18 protein-coding genes are annotated in these 16,611 nt (G+C 27.9%); 5 read left to right on the top strand and 13 right to left on the bottom strand.

From position 1 onward, the window contains the following. Window positions 1–7: 7 nt before the first annotated feature. The 6 genes from aroE to ACTNBA_RS11760 form a co-directional block, all read right to left on the bottom strand. Window positions 8–820 (bottom strand): shikimate dehydrogenase, encoded by an 813-nt coding sequence (gene aroE / locus ACTNBA_RS11785; protein WP_441074288.1) that lies wholly within the window; start codon window positions 818–820, stop codon window positions 8–10. A 37-nt stretch (window positions 821–857) separates the two neighbouring features. After that, the gene (locus ACTNBA_RS11780; RefSeq protein WP_441074287.1) at window positions 858–1,136 is read right to left on the bottom strand and encodes a chorismate mutase; all 279 of its coding nucleotides are present in this window, start codon (window positions 1,134–1,136) and stop codon (window positions 858–860) included. 154 nt (window positions 1,137–1,290) lie between these two features. Next, on the bottom strand, window positions 1,291–2,238 hold the full coding sequence (locus tag ACTNBA_RS11775; RefSeq protein ID WP_441074285.1) for a patatin-like phospholipase family protein: 948 nt from the start codon (window positions 2,236–2,238) through the stop codon (window positions 1,291–1,293). Between the two features lie 63 nt (window positions 2,239–2,301). Next, on the bottom strand, window positions 2,302–3,207 hold the full coding sequence (locus ACTNBA_RS11770) for an alpha/beta hydrolase (RefSeq protein ID WP_441074283.1): 906 nt from the start codon (window positions 3,205–3,207) through the stop codon (window positions 2,302–2,304). 162 nt (window positions 3,208–3,369) lie between these two features. Further along, on the bottom strand, window positions 3,370–4,143 hold the full coding sequence (gene yaaA, locus ACTNBA_RS11765) for a peroxide stress protein YaaA (RefSeq protein WP_441074282.1): 774 nt from the start codon (window positions 4,141–4,143) through the stop codon (window positions 3,370–3,372). Between the two features lie 65 nt (window positions 4,144–4,208). Next, on the bottom strand, window positions 4,209–4,862 hold the full coding sequence (locus tag ACTNBA_RS11760) for a pentapeptide repeat-containing protein (RefSeq protein ID WP_441074280.1): 654 nt from the start codon (window positions 4,860–4,862) through the stop codon (window positions 4,209–4,211). Between the two features lie 244 nt (window positions 4,863–5,106). On the opposite strand from ACTNBA_RS11760, the gene ACTNBA_RS11755 reads away from it, so the two are divergent. Next, window positions 5,107–6,015 (top strand): patatin-like phospholipase family protein, encoded by a 909-nt coding sequence (locus ACTNBA_RS11755; RefSeq protein WP_441074278.1) that lies wholly within the window; start codon window positions 5,107–5,109, stop codon window positions 6,013–6,015. Window positions 6,016–6,130: 115 nt separating this feature from the next. Here the strand turns inward: ACTNBA_RS11755 and ACTNBA_RS11750 are convergent, their stop codons facing one another. The 4 genes from ACTNBA_RS11750 to yeiL all read right to left on the bottom strand — a co-directional run bounded on the left by ACTNBA_RS11750 (window position 6,131) and on the right by yeiL (window position 12,006). After that, on the bottom strand, window positions 6,131–8,224 hold the full coding sequence (locus ACTNBA_RS11750) for a sensor domain-containing diguanylate cyclase (protein ID WP_441074274.1): 2,094 nt from the start codon (window positions 8,222–8,224) through the stop codon (window positions 6,131–6,133). 43 nt (window positions 8,225–8,267) lie between these two features. Beyond that, window positions 8,268–9,641: an MATE family efflux transporter gene (locus tag ACTNBA_RS11745; RefSeq protein WP_441074272.1), complete on the bottom strand. Its 1,374-nt coding sequence runs from the start codon at window positions 9,639–9,641 to the stop codon at window positions 8,268–8,270. 213 nt (window positions 9,642–9,854) lie between these two features. Next, the gene (rsgA, locus tag ACTNBA_RS11740) at window positions 9,855–10,829 is read right to left on the bottom strand and encodes a ribosome small subunit-dependent GTPase A (RefSeq protein ID WP_051823887.1); all 975 of its coding nucleotides are present in this window, start codon (window positions 10,827–10,829) and stop codon (window positions 9,855–9,857) included. A 496-nt stretch (window positions 10,830–11,325) separates the two neighbouring features. Beyond that, window positions 11,326–12,006, bottom strand: a complete 681-nt coding sequence (gene yeiL / locus ACTNBA_RS11735; RefSeq protein ID WP_441074269.1) for a transcriptional regulator YeiL — start codon at window positions 12,004–12,006, stop codon at window positions 11,326–11,328. A 150-nt stretch (window positions 12,007–12,156) separates the two neighbouring features. On the opposite strand from yeiL, the gene ACTNBA_RS11730 reads away from it, so the two are divergent. Next, on the top strand, window positions 12,157–12,582 hold the full coding sequence (locus ACTNBA_RS11730; RefSeq protein WP_035130142.1) for a DMT family transporter: 426 nt from the start codon (window positions 12,157–12,159) through the stop codon (window positions 12,580–12,582). 58 nt (window positions 12,583–12,640) lie between these two features. Beyond that, window positions 12,641–13,108: a DMT family transporter gene (locus ACTNBA_RS11725; protein ID WP_441074268.1), complete on the top strand. Its 468-nt coding sequence runs from the start codon at window positions 12,641–12,643 to the stop codon at window positions 13,106–13,108. 108 nt (window positions 13,109–13,216) lie between these two features. On the opposite strand, the gene ACTNBA_RS11720 is transcribed toward ACTNBA_RS11725, so the two are convergent. Next, window positions 13,217–13,831: a DUF488 domain-containing protein gene (locus ACTNBA_RS11720; RefSeq protein ID WP_441074365.1), complete on the bottom strand. Its 615-nt coding sequence runs from the start codon at window positions 13,829–13,831 to the stop codon at window positions 13,217–13,219. Window positions 13,832–13,978: 147 nt separating this feature from the next. On the opposite strand from ACTNBA_RS11720, the gene ACTNBA_RS11715 reads away from it, so the two are divergent. Next, window positions 13,979–14,464 carry a permease gene (locus tag ACTNBA_RS11715; RefSeq protein ID WP_441074265.1) on the top strand — a complete coding sequence of 162 codons (486 nt, stop codon included), beginning with the start codon at window positions 13,979–13,981 and terminating at the stop codon, window positions 14,462–14,464. Then, window positions 14,461–15,000, top strand: a complete 540-nt coding sequence (locus tag ACTNBA_RS11710) for a permease (protein WP_441074264.1) — start codon at window positions 14,461–14,463, stop codon at window positions 14,998–15,000. The genes ACTNBA_RS11715 and ACTNBA_RS11710 overlap by 4 nt, the downstream gene beginning before the upstream one ends. 85 nt (window positions 15,001–15,085) lie before the next feature. Here ACTNBA_RS11710 and ACTNBA_RS11705 read toward each other — a convergent pair whose 3' ends face one another. Both ACTNBA_RS11705 and ACTNBA_RS11700 read right to left on the bottom strand, forming a co-directional pair. Beyond that, a complete protein-coding gene (locus ACTNBA_RS11705) occupies window positions 15,086–16,216 on the bottom strand; it encodes a DUF5808 domain-containing protein (protein ID WP_441074261.1) in 1,131 nt (376 codons plus the stop codon). 1 nt (window position 16,217) lies between these two features. Then, the gene (locus ACTNBA_RS11700; protein WP_441074259.1) at window positions 16,218–16,604 is read right to left on the bottom strand and encodes a GntR family transcriptional regulator; all 387 of its coding nucleotides are present in this window, start codon (window positions 16,602–16,604) and stop codon (window positions 16,218–16,220) included. Between the last annotated feature and the right edge of the window lie 7 nt (window positions 16,605–16,611).

Here is a 16,611-nt window from a genome sequence, read left to right as displayed (position 1 = left end):
CTTATAATTAACTAAACTCTCTATTTAAAATTTCATATATATCTTTAATTACTTGGTCATCAATAGAATTCTTTTGCCATATTTCCTGTGCTTTTACGCCTTGTCCTATGAGCATAGATAATCCCCCTACAATTTTTTTTCCTAACTCTTTTCCCTTTAATAAAAATTTTGTCTCTGATGGGTTATATACTATATCTACAACTGTTTGAAAATTATTTATGATAGTATCATTAACAGGAGTGGCATCTTCATTAGGAAACATACCTACTGGAGTTGTATTAATTATCATATCTCCTTGAATTTCTTTTAACTGCTCATAACTTATTAGTTGAACTTTTTCATGATTTATTCCCTTATTTTTTTCTGGTGTCCTACTTACTATATAAACATTTTTAGCTCCATTGTCTAATAAATAACACACAGCAGCCTTTGTAGCTCCACCATTTCCCAAAATTACAGCTATTGAGTCTTGTATCTTAACATTATGTACCTTTAACATATATCCAAAGCCATAGTAATCTGTGTTATAACCATATAGTTTATTATCCTCTAGTGATATTGTATTAACAGCACCTATTCTTTGTGCTTCTGGTGATATCTCATCTAAATACTTAATAATTTCTTCCTTGTAAGGAATAGTTACACTGGCTCCTTTAATTTTTAAAAGTTTAAGTGCGTCTATGAATTTTTCTAAATTTCCTTTAGGTATTTCAAATAGTTTGTATGCACCTTCTACTTCCATAGCCTGAAATATTATCTTATGTATTCTCGGTGATAAGCTATGTCCTAATTTCTCACCTAGTATGCCGTAAAACTCCATAACATTACTCCTTTATATATGATTAATTTAAATAACTTTACTTATGCTTTTTTATAATGCTCTCTTGCAAACTTCTACTTAACTCCACTATACTTAAGAAAAATCTTCTTGCTAATAAATCATAGTTCTTATTTTTTAAATTGTCTACATTTTTTTTAATAACCTTTGATTCTCTTTCCTCATCATATATCGGTAAATCATTTTCTTTTTTATAATTAGCTACTCTTATAGCAATATCCATTCTTCTCTCAAATAGATTTATAAGCTCTTTATCAATCTCATCGATTTCTTTTCTACATTGCTCTAATTCATTCACTGCAATTCACCCTTTTCTAAATTATCTATATACATTAATTAAATTTTACTAATATATAATAACACTTATTTATATAGTATTTCCACTAAAAATAAATAGACTCCTATAGGAATCTATCTTTTTATCTATATATTTTTACTTTACATAATATTTATTAAAATTTATTTATTCCAAGTTTTCTCTTTATTCTTCTTGTATTTCTAGCTATCCAACTTTCCTTATTTTTTTCTTCAAGTTCTTGTAATTCCCTGTCCATAGCCTGTCTTTCTAATTCTTCTTTTAATTGATATCTTGCCATTTCAAAAACAGGTTCTAAAAGATTTTTAGTATCATAGTAACCCCTTTGAATTCTCTTGTTTTTAGACTCTTCATCTAGATTTAATAATCCATCTAATATTTTTGTTTCTATGTCTGAAGGAATTAGTTCTATAATTTTTGCATCTGGAAAATCTTCTCTTTTTATTTTAGCTTCTTTAGATAATAGTACAGCTATTATTATATCACACCCTTCTTCATATACTGGTTTTATAGGAGTGTTATCTACTAGTCCCCCATCTAAATATGTCTTTCCACCAATTTCTTCACTTTCATATATCATAGGAAGACAAGCCGTTGCTAATAATATACTTCTAGCCTTTTCTTCTTCATAGTCATTTATTTTAAAATATTTAGCAGAGAACTCCGGCATTTCAGTACATGATACATAACATATTTTATTTGACTTTTTTAATTTATCAATATTTATATATTTCTCTATAATCTCCTTAGCTCCATCCCTAGGAATGTCACCCTGCTCTAATTTCTTTGTCATATACTTTTTTACTAAATTCATATTTCTACTACCAATAGCGAGGGTTACGCCTTTCCTGATTAGGACTTTATTATTTACCGGTAACAACTTCTCTATTGTAACTTCTTGCCACATCTTCTTAGCTTCTTCAAAATCATCTTGAGCAAATAAAGCTGCATTTATAGCACCTATAGAAGTACCTGAAACTACTTTTATGTATTTATCTATATTTAACTCTTTTATAGCTTTCCATACTCCTATCTCATAAGCTCCTTTTCCGCCTCCACCAGATAATACTAACCCTACTCTCATTCCCCTTCATCCCCCATTAAAATATTATCTTGATTTTATAATATTTATTAGCCACTTTTATTATTATATCATTTTAAGAAAGTTTTTTACTTCATTTTCATATTTCTCTCGGTTAGTGGCATAACAAGTATTATGCTTAGCTCTTGGAATTATACATAAGCTTTTTATTCCCTTTTTAATTTCATACATTTCCATGGACATATAACATGGTATTAATTCATCTTCATCTCCATGAATGAACATAATTGGTACTTTGCTTTCCTTTACCATATCCATTGGACTTATTTCTCCTAAAGAAAAGCCACATACTTTTTTTATTTTATGATTAGTGAGATTATAGAAAGGGAAAAAAGGAATCTTGTATTTATTTAACTTTCTTTTTATAACCTCTATTGCATTTGCATAAGCTGATTCCGATATTATAAAATCTATTTTATTCTTTCCTAAAACTGAATACATAAGACCAGTAGCAGCTCCCATAGAATGGCCATGTACACCTATAAAACATTTCTCCCCAACTTTTTGTCTTATACAGCTTACCCATAAATCTAAATCTTCACACTCATATCTTCCATAGGTAGCATAAGTTCCTTCACTATTACCATGACCTCTTTGATCTACTAAAAGAATATTAAATCCTTCTTTTATAAAAAACTTTATATATTGGCAAGACCTGTAGTGGCCAACCAAGTATCCATGCAATAATATTATTATTTTTTTTGAAGGTAAATTACAGTTTAGATAATATCCTTTTAACTTATATCCATCTTTACTTTGTACAATTAGCTCTTCCAATTTTAACTTTTCATACTCATCAAGAGAATATAATCCCATGGTGTAAAGACTATTAAAGGTTTCTATCTTATCACGCTTTTTACCAAGAGTAGCATAATAAAATAAACAATTTATAGTTTTGATAAATATTATAAAAAGTACTGTCATTACAATTAATATATTAGCTATTATCATAATTTGCTCCTATTATCATCTTATAATATTTTTAAATAAAAAAACTTGTATTTAAAATACAAGTTTTTATTTTATATATTTTAGTAATACCCTACTTTTTATAATTAATGCACCTTTAATTTCTTTTATAATGTCACATTATTTAATACTAAAGTCATAGACCTAAAGTATTTTTTCTCTAGTAAAAACTAATTTAGTATTGCTACTTATTTCTTTATTATAACAATAACCTTCTTCTTTAAAATTCTTTAAATCTTCTATATTATCTATATTATTTTTAACAATATAAGTTACCATAAGCCCCCTAGCCCTCTTAGCATATGTTCCTATAATCTTATATTTTCCCTCTATATTTTCTTTAAATTCAACATCATAGACATTAATAGTACCTAGCTTACTTTTATCTATGGATTTAGAGTACTCCAGAGAGGCCAAATTTAAAATTGTCTTATCTTCTTTAAGATTTAAATCTTGAACTATATTTTGAGTAATCTTTTTTGTCCAAAATTTATATAAATCTTCTTCAGGTATACCTCTTAACTTTGTAGCCATCTCTAGCCGATATTCTTTTATATTATCTAAAGGTCTTAAAATCCCAAATAAACCTGATAAAATCCTAATGTGCTTTTGTGCAAACTCTATGTTTGATCTGTCATATTCAAAAGGATTTATAGATCTATATACTTCCCCACTAAAGACAAAAATAGCCTGTCTAGTATTTACTTGTTGGTCATAAAAGCATTGAAATCTATTATAATTTACCTTTGATAACTTATTACTAATTTTCATTATCTTAGCTATTTCTTCTACATTGTAATTTTTAATTATATCTACTAATTGTCTTACTTCATTCATAAATACAGGTTCGGTACTTTCATCTATAAATATTTCTTTTTCAAAATCTAAAGATTTAGCTGATGATATTATTGTTATCATATGTTATCTCCTAACTTTAAATATCCTAATTAAAATTCATTACTCTGGCAGTCTCTTTAATACATCTATTCCTTAATTACAATCCCTAAAATTCTCGAAAGCGATAGTGCTTGCATTGGAGTAACTACTATTCCATATAAATCTCTTACATCTCCAATAAGTCCTTCTATATCACTATTTCTAAAATCAATTCCTTTCACCATAGCCTTAGATATATCAATTTGTCTCATACTTACATTTTCAAAGTTTACTTTATTAAATTTACTATTTTCAAATATTACATTATTAAATGATGAATCTATAAAATTTACATTTTTAAGAGTAGAGAAAGATATGTTACTATAGTCACCGTTACACTGATTTAATGTGACATTTTGAATATTTGTATCTGTCAAATCTATACCTATAAGCTTACAGTTTATCATTTCTACCCTATGCAGAATTCCATTATTTAAATTAGAATTTGATAAATCACAGTTATCAAACTTTACATCTATCAATTCAATATGAGGAAATTTTACATTTCTAAAATCTACATTTTTAAATATAACTTCCGAAAATTCAACATGTGATGCACGCTCATTACTTATGTCACAATTAAGCATCATTACATTATTAAAATAATCTTCATCATCTATATTCTTCTCTAAAGAATATACCTCTTCATTTATTGCTGTAATTTTAGGTAATAATACATTTTTTACTTTTCTTTCTTCCATATTTCTTCTAGCTATGTACTATATATACTTAACATAGCTAATCTTCACCATCCTTCACTGTTTTCATTTAATCTGATTATTATCTAGCATATTTAAATATTCCCCAGGTAATTTCAAAAACCTTCATAAACAGAGTTCTTAGCTTCTTTATAAGTCAAAGATATTTTAAAACAGATAATAACATATTCACATACCTAGATAATCATTAATACAATAATCATATAAGCTACAATGGAGGTGTCTAATGTCTACATTCAGAATTATTGTATTTGATGGTGGAGGAATTCGTGGTGCTCTATCCACACGTATATTAAAACGCATTTATAATAAATATCCTGATATCTTAAAGTATACAAACTTATTTGCTGGTACTTCTACAGGTGCTTTAATAGCCTTAGCTCTAGCTTCTGGAAAGGATGGAAATTATGTTGATAACTTGTACAACTATGAGACTGTAAAAAGTATATTTTATCCTTCTCATCTTAACCTTTTCAGACCTAAATTTAATAATAAAAACTTAAGAGAAGTCATATTATCTGTATTTACAGAAGACCTTACCCTTGGGGATCTTGAAAAGTATGTATTCATCCCATCCTTTAATGTAAAAGGTTTTTCATCCGATAACTGGCAATCTGTATTTTTTAATAACCTTTCTCGTGGTTCAACATACACATCTAAGGTTGTAGATGTGGCTTTAGCTAGCTCTGCCGCTCCTACTTATTTCCCTTCATACAAGAACTTTATAGATGGAGGTGTAATTGTAAATAATCCTACAGCCGCCTCTATGATTTCCGTAATGAAGCTCCTTAAACCTAAACATTCACTATCTGATTTTCGTATATTATCTATTGGTACCGGCTCCACACTTAACCAAATAAAATCAGATACATCTTCTTGGGGTGCTCTCCAGTGGATGCTCAGACCGAAATGTAATGTTAAAACACCTTTGGTTTCAATACTACTAAATGATACACCTCTAGAAGACTTATATTGCAAAGAGCTTATCGGTCCAAACTACTTTAGAATAAATCCTATACTGAAATATAAAATTTCTCTTGATGACTATTCAAAAGTTCCATTACTTAAAAATGCTGTGGACAATCTAGATCTTTCCGATACCTTTAATTTTATAGAAAATCATTTTTTACATTAGTGCAAAATTTATTTAATATAAAAAGTTATTCTATAATTCCTTTTATCATTATAGAATAACTTTTTTATTTTTATGTACATTTTCTAATTAACTAAATTTATATAAATTTATATAACTAAGAATAATTTTCATATTTTACAAGTTTATTTTTTCCTTCCGCTTTAGCTATATATAATGCTTCATCTGCAAAATTAATACATTGCTCAATGCTCTTCTCTTTACCTGAATAGATAAATACACCTAGGCTAGATGTCACTTTTAATTTAAACTTTTCTCCATAATATATATTAGCTCTTTCGATTGATGTTCTTATATTGTCACAGATTGAATAAATCTTTCTTTCACTTATACCTTGTAAAATCACTAAAAATTCTTCCCCACCATATCTCCCTGCAATTCCATGATTTTTAACATTATTTCTAATTATGCCTCCAACCATTTTTAATACACTATCTCCATAACTATGTCCATACTTATCATTGATTAATTTAAAATCATCAATATCTATCATTATGACAGCTAATTTCTTTCGTTCTCTTTGACAATCCTTAAATATCTTTTCTCCTTTTTCAAAAATTTCCATTCTGGACAGTAATCCTGTTAAAAAATCATGAGAAGAAAAATATTTAGTTCTATTATAAAGGCAAGAATTCTCTAAAGCTATAGCAACATAGGATGCTAATATCTTTAATTTGTTTAAATCATTTTCTGTATATGCATTTTTCTTATAACTTTGTACATTTAAAAATCCTCTAACCTTATCCTCTAGAATTAAAGGACAATACATTGCTGATTGAGTATTATTATCACTTACTTTTACTTTAAGGGTTGGTACATACTTTTTATATTCTTTATACAGATCATTAATTAAAATAGTGCTTCTATTTATAACACAATAAGCTCCTATGCTAGTTTCATCTTCTATATGAACATTCTTTAACTTCAGCTTATTTCCTCTATCTATAAATAGTGCATAATCTAAAATTCCTTCTGATTCCTTAAGGGTAGAAACACCAACCACTTCTGCATCAATAATCATTGATATTTCTTTATGTATATTTTCTAATATATTCTCAAAATTAAGATCTGAAGTTATTTTTTGCCCTATAGTTGATATTACTTTAATATCATCATATAATGACTTAAATATAGCTGCTTCTTGCTTATTCTTTTCATTTTCTAAATCAGCAAGACTTAATTCACTAGTTATACAGTTCAATTCATTATTTATCTCAACATACTTCTCATAATTCACTAAGGCTTCCTTATATTTATTAATCTCCTTGTTAGATAAATACAGTTGCTTATATATATTTCTACTAATTAGTACGCATTTATTTTCTTCAGATATTTCTAATGCCTTTAATAGCTTATTAATAGCTTCATCATATTTATTATTAACTATATCACTCTGAGCCCAAGACTCTAATATGCTAGCTTGAACTTCATAATAATCCCTCTTTGTGGCATACTCTAATGCAGCTGAATAATCTTCTTCTGCTTCCTTTTGATTACCAGCTTTAAAATTAATTTTTCCCCTTATCCTTAAAGCTTCACTTCTAATAATTTCATAATTTAGCTTTTCTCCAATTTCAATAGATTCATTAATGAAATTCATGGCCTTTTCTAAATTGCCAAGTTCACATTCAATTTCAGCAATAACTTGATACATATTTGATTTCATATTATCATTATAACCATAAGGTATGTCTTGCAATGAATCTATAATTTTTTTAGCTTCATTATATTTTTCCAAATTTAAATAATTAACACAAATATTATTTAATATTATAAAAAAAAACTTATCATTTTTTATTTCTTTTGCTATTTTCAAAGCAATCTTTCCCCATTTTGTACTCAATTCACATAATCCTAATTGAAAGTAGGCACTCATAAGACCATTTGATACATATAATTTCCCTTTTTCATCACTTATGCTTTGAAATAATGTATTAGCTTTTAATAGCCACTGTACTCCCTTTTCATATGTACCTGAATAATTAAAATACCACCCTATAGTTCCACTACACCAAGCTACTCCTTTGATATTTTCATTTTCAGTACATATTTTTAAACCTTCATCTAATATACTTTTAGCATTGTCTAGGTTACTTACTAGCTGTTCGTTAACATACTCTATAAATTGGTCTATGTAATCTGAATCTTCCCTAAGTCTATTTAGTACATCTTCTTTTGAATCTTTGTACATAGATTTCATAACCCCCTATTTTTATTATGTTATAAGGTATTAATTATTCCTCTTCTTCTATGGCAAAATCTCTAGTAACATCTCTTACCCATTTCCCACTACTTACTCTTACTATACTAACCAAAGATTTTATTATCTCATCACACCTAATTATAAAAAATACAGCTACTATTGGTAACCCTAATATATCTACTGCTATGAATCCTCCTGGAATAGCTACACACCACATAAATATAATATCATTTAATAATACAAATCTTGCGTCTCCTCCACCTCTTAAAACTCCCATCATCATATTACTTCCTAAAGCTTGGAATATAACAATAATAGAGGTTACACTCATGATTTCCATAGCAATTAATTTTGTACTTTGTGGAACATTGTAGAAGTTTACTATTAAAGGCTTAATAACATATATTATTCCGCTGGCAATAAGCCCTGTAATTACACTAAATACACCTATTGTAAAGGCATATTCCATGGCTTTATTCTTTTTACCTTCACCTATGGTATTACCAATAATAACAGCTGCAGCATTAGATAATCCAAATATAAACACTGTTACAAATTGTTGTGCAACTCCATTTATACTATTAGCTGCTACTGTACTTGTTCCCATTTTTGCTACAATAACTGAAATCATAGAGGAGCCTGTAGACCAAAGCAATTCATTAAATAATACTGGTGTACATGTAGATACATAATCCTTTAATATAACCTTATCCACCTTTAATAGATGCTTAGGTCGTAATTTTATCTTCTTCTCAAAATAAATCATAAATATTATAACTATTATAAATTCTGTGATTCTTGCCATAACGGTAGCAATAGCTGCTCCTCTTATGCCTAAGGCTGGGAATCCAAATTTTCCAAAAATAAATACCCAGTTAAAAAAAGCATTTACCAACAATGACACACTATATACTAACATTGAAATTTTTACTGTTTTTACAGAACGAAGCATCATTATTGTACAGTTTGTTAAACCATAGAATATGTATCCTATGCAGACTATTCTAAGATAGCTAGCCCCACCTTGTATAACAGCCATATCATTAGAAAATATACTCATAAACTGTGTTGGTAATAGTGCTGCTATGGATATAAATATAATTATTATAACAGTACAAACTCTATACATAATTGCAAGTATCTTATGAATAGAATTTACATCTTTCTTCCCCCAATATTGAGATATCATAATATTTGATCCACTAGCTAGTCCAAAAAGTAGAATCATCAAAATAAAAAATAAATTATTTGCTAAAGCTACTGATGATAATTGGACTTCCCCTAAAGATCCTACCATTAAGGTATCTATCATACTTACTGCAAAAGTAATTAAGTTCTGTATAGCTATAGGTACTGATATACTAAAAAGTAATCTGTAAAATTTCTTATCTGTAGTTATTTTCATATAAATATTCTCCGTATTAATCCAATTTAATAAAATAATTATACCATATTTCACATATAAAATAACCATACATATTTCTACAAATGTGCATGGTATGTATGGTTATTTTAGAATAATAAATATATTAATGCTAATTTCTTTATTATGAATATATTAATAAAATTATTTATGCTCTTAGAAAATTTCATCAACTTCCAAAATACATATTTTCATCTATCTTCTTATTCTAGCTTTTCTTTCATTTATTCTCTCTTTAGCCCTTCTGCGTTTTTCTTCATTAGCTATTTCTTTTTTTATTTTTTCATAACTTATAAATCTCTCCTTAGATAATTCTCCTCTTTCAATGGCTTGTTGAACAGCACATTTAGGTTCACTTTTATGCTTACAATCTGAAAAGTGACACTTCAATGCAAGATCCTCTATATCCTTAAAGGTGGCTTCTACGTCTCCCTGACTTAGCTGAAGTTCTCTCATTCCTGGAGTGTCTATTATAGCTCCCCCTGTTGGCAGCACAAACAACTCTCTATGGGTTGTAGTATGCCTTCCTTTGTCATATTCACCAACTTCCTTAGTAATTTGTACTTCCTTTTCTAACAATTTATTTATTATAGTAGATTTTCCAACCCCTGAAGACCCAATAAAAACTACAGTATCATCGCTTTTTATAATATTTCTTACTACCTCTACACCTTCACCAGTTAAAGAACTTACACTTATCTTATCTATACCTAATGCCACCTGATCTAAGGATAATAATTTATCTTCTAAATCCTCACATAAATCCAATTTAGTTAATAAGATAACAGGTGTAGCACCACTATCCCATGCTATATTAATATATCGTTCTAACCTTCTTAGGTTAAAATTATTATTTAAAGACATTGTTATAAAAATCTTATCTATATTTGCAGCTAAAGCCTGTTCTTCACTTTTAACTCCTGCTACCTTTCTACAAATAAGAGTTTTTCTTTCTTGAATCTGATGTATTATTCCTTCTCCATAACCAAGCTCTTCATAATTAACCCAATCCCCTACAACTGGATAGTCCTTTTTATTAATTAATTCATATTGTAACTTCCCCGATAGGGTAGCTGATATTTCTCCCTTTTCAGTTATTATCTTGTATAAATTTCTATGCTGAGCATACACTCTTCCTATTGAATATTCATTTATATTATTTTCTCTCAACTATATAATCCCTCTTTCTAACTTTATACTTTAATTTATTTTCATTTAATAAGACGTTGAACTTATGCCATTTAGCTTTTTTATAATAAACTTATTGGTTAAAAAACTTTATTTTTGCATACAAAAAAACCTTGGATTAAGCTACTCCAAGGCATAAGTTCAAATTAAATATAGTTATAAAATTAGGATTATAATATTATTATACTTCTAAGGTTTTAAACTGAATATAATTGTTAATATTAATCCACTGAAACTAACATTTAAATCTTAAATTTGGAGTGGCTGTATATACTTCATCTAATATTAATCTTTCTCTGTTCATCATAATACAACAACTCCTTTCAAATTCGATTTATATATTTATAATATCAATACATATATTAAGCATACATCAAATATACATATTTGTAAATAATTAAATGACAAATTTCTATAAATATTTTTAATTTTTAGAATTTTATATAATTTAAAATACTTATATGTCCATCTTTATTACCTATTTATATAAATCCACGGCTAAACTTCTAAGTATTTCTTCATTCATAATTTCATATCCGTAACTGTCTTTTTTTAATACTTCCCTATTTATTAAATTATTTATAGTCCTTAATAGATGTCTATAGCTAGTTCCTAGCAACTCAGCAATTTCTGTTAATGTTTCATTAAATACAACTCTATTTCCTTCTTCCCTTGTTGCCATTATATAGCTTGCTAATCTGTTTTCCAGTGGATATAGTAAATTGATTGATCCATTTCTAGATGAAGTATCCATTTTATTTCCCAAGGAACTGCATATAAATCTTAGAAACTTAGCATCATTTAATAACTTTTCTCTTACCTTTTTAAAAGATAACCCAATACAATAAGCATCCTCTATAACTTCCATATTTGTAGTTGCCTTTGTAAAATTGATTAGTTCTAAATCTCCTAGTACCATAAGTGGATAATAAAAACATATTAAAAGCGATTTACCATTTTTTAAACTAATATATACTTTAGCCTTACCTTCTACAAAAAAGAATAAATAATCTATAGGCTCATCTTCCTTACATAAAAATTCATTTCTCTTAAAGTGAAATAATTCCATATACTCTCTCATATCACTGGTAAAGATATCATTAATATTGTATTTATTTATATATGTGTTCATAAGTTCTGAGTTATTTATTTTCTTCATATTTTTCTCCTAAATCATATCAATCATATAAATTATTTATAAAAATCATTTCTCATCTTAAATACTTTCTTAATACAACTATGACATATGTCATAATACTTCTCAACTACTTTATGATAAATTCAATATGTAACTAAAAGGGGGATTGTCATGAATATTTTTATTTCTATATTTATAGGTGCATTAATTTCAGTAATGCTTGTGTTTAATGGAACCTTATCAAGGACTATTGGTAATTATTCTTCCAGTGTACTCATTCACATAATAGGATTAATTACTATTATTACTGTATTATTTGCTACTAAGTCAAAATTGAAAATTCAAAAGGGTATTCCTATTTTATGGTACAGTGCTGGAGCCGTTGGAGTATTTACAGTGCTTTTTAGTAATATAAGTTTTGTGGCTCTTGGCGCTTCTTTAAGCATTTCTCTAGGATTACTTGGTCAAGCAATTTCTTCTATTATCATAGATAACTATGGATTACTTGGAATGAAAAAGATTAAATTTAACGGTAAGAAGTTCATAGGTTTATCAATTATGATTATAGGTATCATAATTATGACTATTTTTAAATAATGATAGGAGGTGAACTTTAATAAGGTTATTTAATCTATAACCTTATTAAGGATAAATAATGATATATATTATAATTTCTATTTTAGCTGGTGTAACTATTGTTATAGGTAGAACTATTAATTCTAAATTAGCAGAGAAAATCGGTATATTTCAAGGAACCTTTTTTAACTATGTAGTTGGACTGTTTTTCTCAGTAGTATTTCTTCTATTCAGCAAAGAAACCTTTCCTTCATCCTTTAGTAGCTTTAGCACAATACCCTTCTTAGCATATTTAGGAGGACTCCTAGGAGTTATAACCATAGTTATTTCAAATTACATGACTCCGAGAATATCTTCTTTTTATCTAACTCTCTTTATATTTATCGGGCAATTATTTATGGGTATAGTAATTGACTATATCACCTTAGGTAAAGCATCTACAGGAAAAGTTATTGGAGGTATTTTAGTTCTTATAGGATTGGCCTATAATCTTATAGTAGATAAAAATGACACTACTTGTGATGAAAGTGAAATTCTCAAAGCATAGGCAAATGAATACATCCAAATTATTCATCAATAATAATAAGTCCAAGTATAAGTAATTAATAATAAAAATTACTTACGCTTGGACTTGAATTATTTTATAGATATCCTTTTATTTTAAATGCTCAATCCGATATCCGATTTCTTTATTGGCCAATCGATATCCTTCTTCTATTAATTCTTTCTCTGTAGGTGCAGTTCCAAGGATATTATCTATAGTAATTTGATCTCTATCACTAAAATATTTATCTAATAGATTTCTTTCCAAATCTTCCTGAGACGCTAGAGAATAATCGTCTAATATATGTCCTACAGTGAATCCATGATCTCTTAAAGCCCTTCCCACTAAGATGCTTCTATGACATCTTATAGGATCTTGCATCGCACCTAATAATGCTATTCTATATCCTTTTTCACAGCCATCCTTTAGCCTTTGAATACCTTTTATAAAATCTTCTTCATATACTACCTTCTCGAAATCTGAATACCCTTCATCATAGTAGGATATCTTATTTTCTCTCTTAGCAGCTAACTCTTTAGCCATATAGATATAAATAAAGCCTTCCTTTTTTAAAGTTTCCCTTATTGTTTCCTTGTCAAATTGAATATTATACTTTGAATATGGAGTTCCTCTAATATCTACTACACAGTCAATGTTATAATGTCTTAGCATGTGAATTAACTTCTCTACAGTATAATTAGAATGTCCTATTGTAAATATTTGCATAATCTTTTCTTCCTTCATTAGTATAATCTATATTATTCATCACTCTTCTCTTTTCATACCCTTGATAATACTTATTATACTATAATTATGTAACCTCACAAATTTATGAGCATAATATGATTTTATAGAGTTATTGGAAGTGATGTTATGACAGGTGTTATTCTATACACTTTAGCTTTAGTGCTACTTCTTATTTCTTTAATTAAAGATAAGAAGAAAACTATTAAGGCTCTAAAAATTTCCCTTAAATCCTTTGAAAACATAATGCCTCAATTTTTAGGTATCATTATCACTGTAGGAATTCTCCTTGCTATAGTAGATTCAGCTACCATATCAAAATTATTGGGTTCTAATTCTGGATTTTTAGGAGTTATTATTTCTTCTATTACTGGTTCCATAACTATGATGCCAACTTTTGTAGCCTTTTCATTAGGTAATACACTACTTGAAAGTGGAGCGGGTTATCCACAAGTGGGAGCTTTAATTTCTACTCTAACCATGGTTGGTATCATGACATATAGCTTAGAGTCAAAATATATAGGTAAAAAAGCTGCCTTTCTTAGAAATTTTATAGCCTTTGTCTTTTCCTTTGTAGTAGCTTTCTTTATTGGAAAGGTGGTGACTTTATTTTGATTAAACTACTTAACTTTCTAAAAAGGTATTCCTTTTTCCTTTTAAGTTTATTAATACTTATCTTAGTATTCGTCTTTAATTGGGACTTAGGAACTAAAAGCTTTATTAATGCTCAATCTAGCTTTATTCAGATGTTATCTGTACTTCCACCTATTATGATTCTTCTTGGCCTTATTGATGTGTGGGTTCCAAAAGAAGCATTAATGAAATATATGGGGAAGAACTCCGGATTTACTGGTGTTTTAATTGCTATTCTTATTGGCTCTATAGCTGCTGGACCCATGTATGCTGCATTTCCTTTTACTGCAGTGCTTTTAAAAAAAGGAGTTAAATTTAGTAATATTATTATTTTTATGAATGCTTGGTGTGTTACTAAAATTTCTACATTACTCTTCGAAATTTCCGCTATAGGTTATGCCTTTACCCTATCTAGATTAGTAATTGATGTACCTGGAGTCATCATAATGGGTTATTTAGTGGAAGGGATTATGAAAAAAGAAGATATAGATAATCTATATTTACGTTATGATACTTAAGAAATATAAAAATTAAAGAGTTACTAAATCAACTAAGATTTTAGTAACTCCTTTAATTCTGATTTAATTTTTATACACAATACAATCAAGTAAGCAATATAGACATAATTATATTACTTATTATAAATACTATAAGTCCTCCCACAGCTATCCAAGACTTTGGATGAGCAAAGTTTACTGTCCAACCTACACCCAATCTTTTCTCTACCATCCAAGCTGGATCATTTTTATTATAATAAATGCTTCCTAGTATCCATTTATCATCATCATCTTTATATAACTCATCTTTTTCATCTTTTGTTTCGATATTTCTTCCACCTTGACCAATTTTGATAAAAATAATGATAAATATAATCATAGTTATCATGAAAATTACCATAAATACATAGTTAATTATCATAGGATCAAAGTTAAATAATATAGATGCTTGAATTAAGGAAAACATAATAAGCATTTGTAGTATCATTACCATCATTAATATTGACCCTATTTTTTTAAACTTCCTCTTTCGAATAATGGCCTTCTCAATACTTCCACTATTTAAATCCACCTTAGAATTAATAATCACTTTGTTTATTCCATATAATAATGCTGTTAAAAAAACTTGAACAATTGGAAATTGATATATTATAAAATGACCTCTTAAAGTCTCCTTTTTAAACACCCCAAAGCTAGTATAAGGAATCTCCATCACCTTAGGTAATGCATCATATCTATACATAGTTACTAAAATACTTATTAAAGGAAAGATAAATAATAATAAAAACCATTTTGAGTCTATAGGTTTTATCTTTTCATCCTTTTTAGGCTTTCTTAGAGTAGTCTCTACCACTACTACATTTCTTTTAGTATAAGTCCAGTCTCTATGCTTTTTTAAGGTTTTAACCTTTTTATAATATGGAATATATACTATGAAGCTTATTATTAAACTACCTATAATAAGTATTGCCATTATAAATCCTAAAGTGTTTTCACTATAGTTATCAAGATTAAAGAATAAAATATTTACTCCTAAAAGCATAATAAAAAATATGATTGAAATAACTATTCTATAAGATTTTTCTATATCTTTTAGCTCCTTTTCTTCTTGATATTCCTTAGGAAATCTCACTCCAAAGAAAATGCCACTATTAGATGTTTTGTTCACAAAAAAACTAGTTAAAAATATAAATAATAACATAAAATTCATAAATACTAAGAATAACCACTTATCCATATTAGCTATCCTCCTTCTTAAATCCACTAAAAATAGTGTCAATATAGATCTTTATATCTTCTTTACTTATGCCTCTATTAAAGCATTCAGCCATATAATACTCTAATTCGTAATTTAAACTTTCCCTAAACACCTCATTAGAGCCTTTTAAGCTAAGAGAAACAAAAGCTCCTTTTCTTCTATCTATTTTAATATATCCATCATCCTTTAAAAGTGAATATGCTTTATTAACTGTATGCATATTCACTCCAATATCATCTGCTAACCCTCTAACTGATGGAAGTTCTTCTCCTTCTTCTAGTTCCCCTCTTGCTATACCTTCAACTACCTGATTCTTTATCTGGACATATATAGGTATATCTGAGTCAAAGTCTATTTTTAAAATCAAAATCTCA

The sequence above is a fragment of the Clostridium sulfidigenes genome (assembly GCF_052067195.1).
GTDB lineage: Bacteria > Bacillota > Clostridia > Clostridiales > Clostridiaceae > Clostridium_J > Clostridium_J sulfidigenes.
This window is presented reverse-complemented; position numbering and strand designations above follow the sequence as displayed.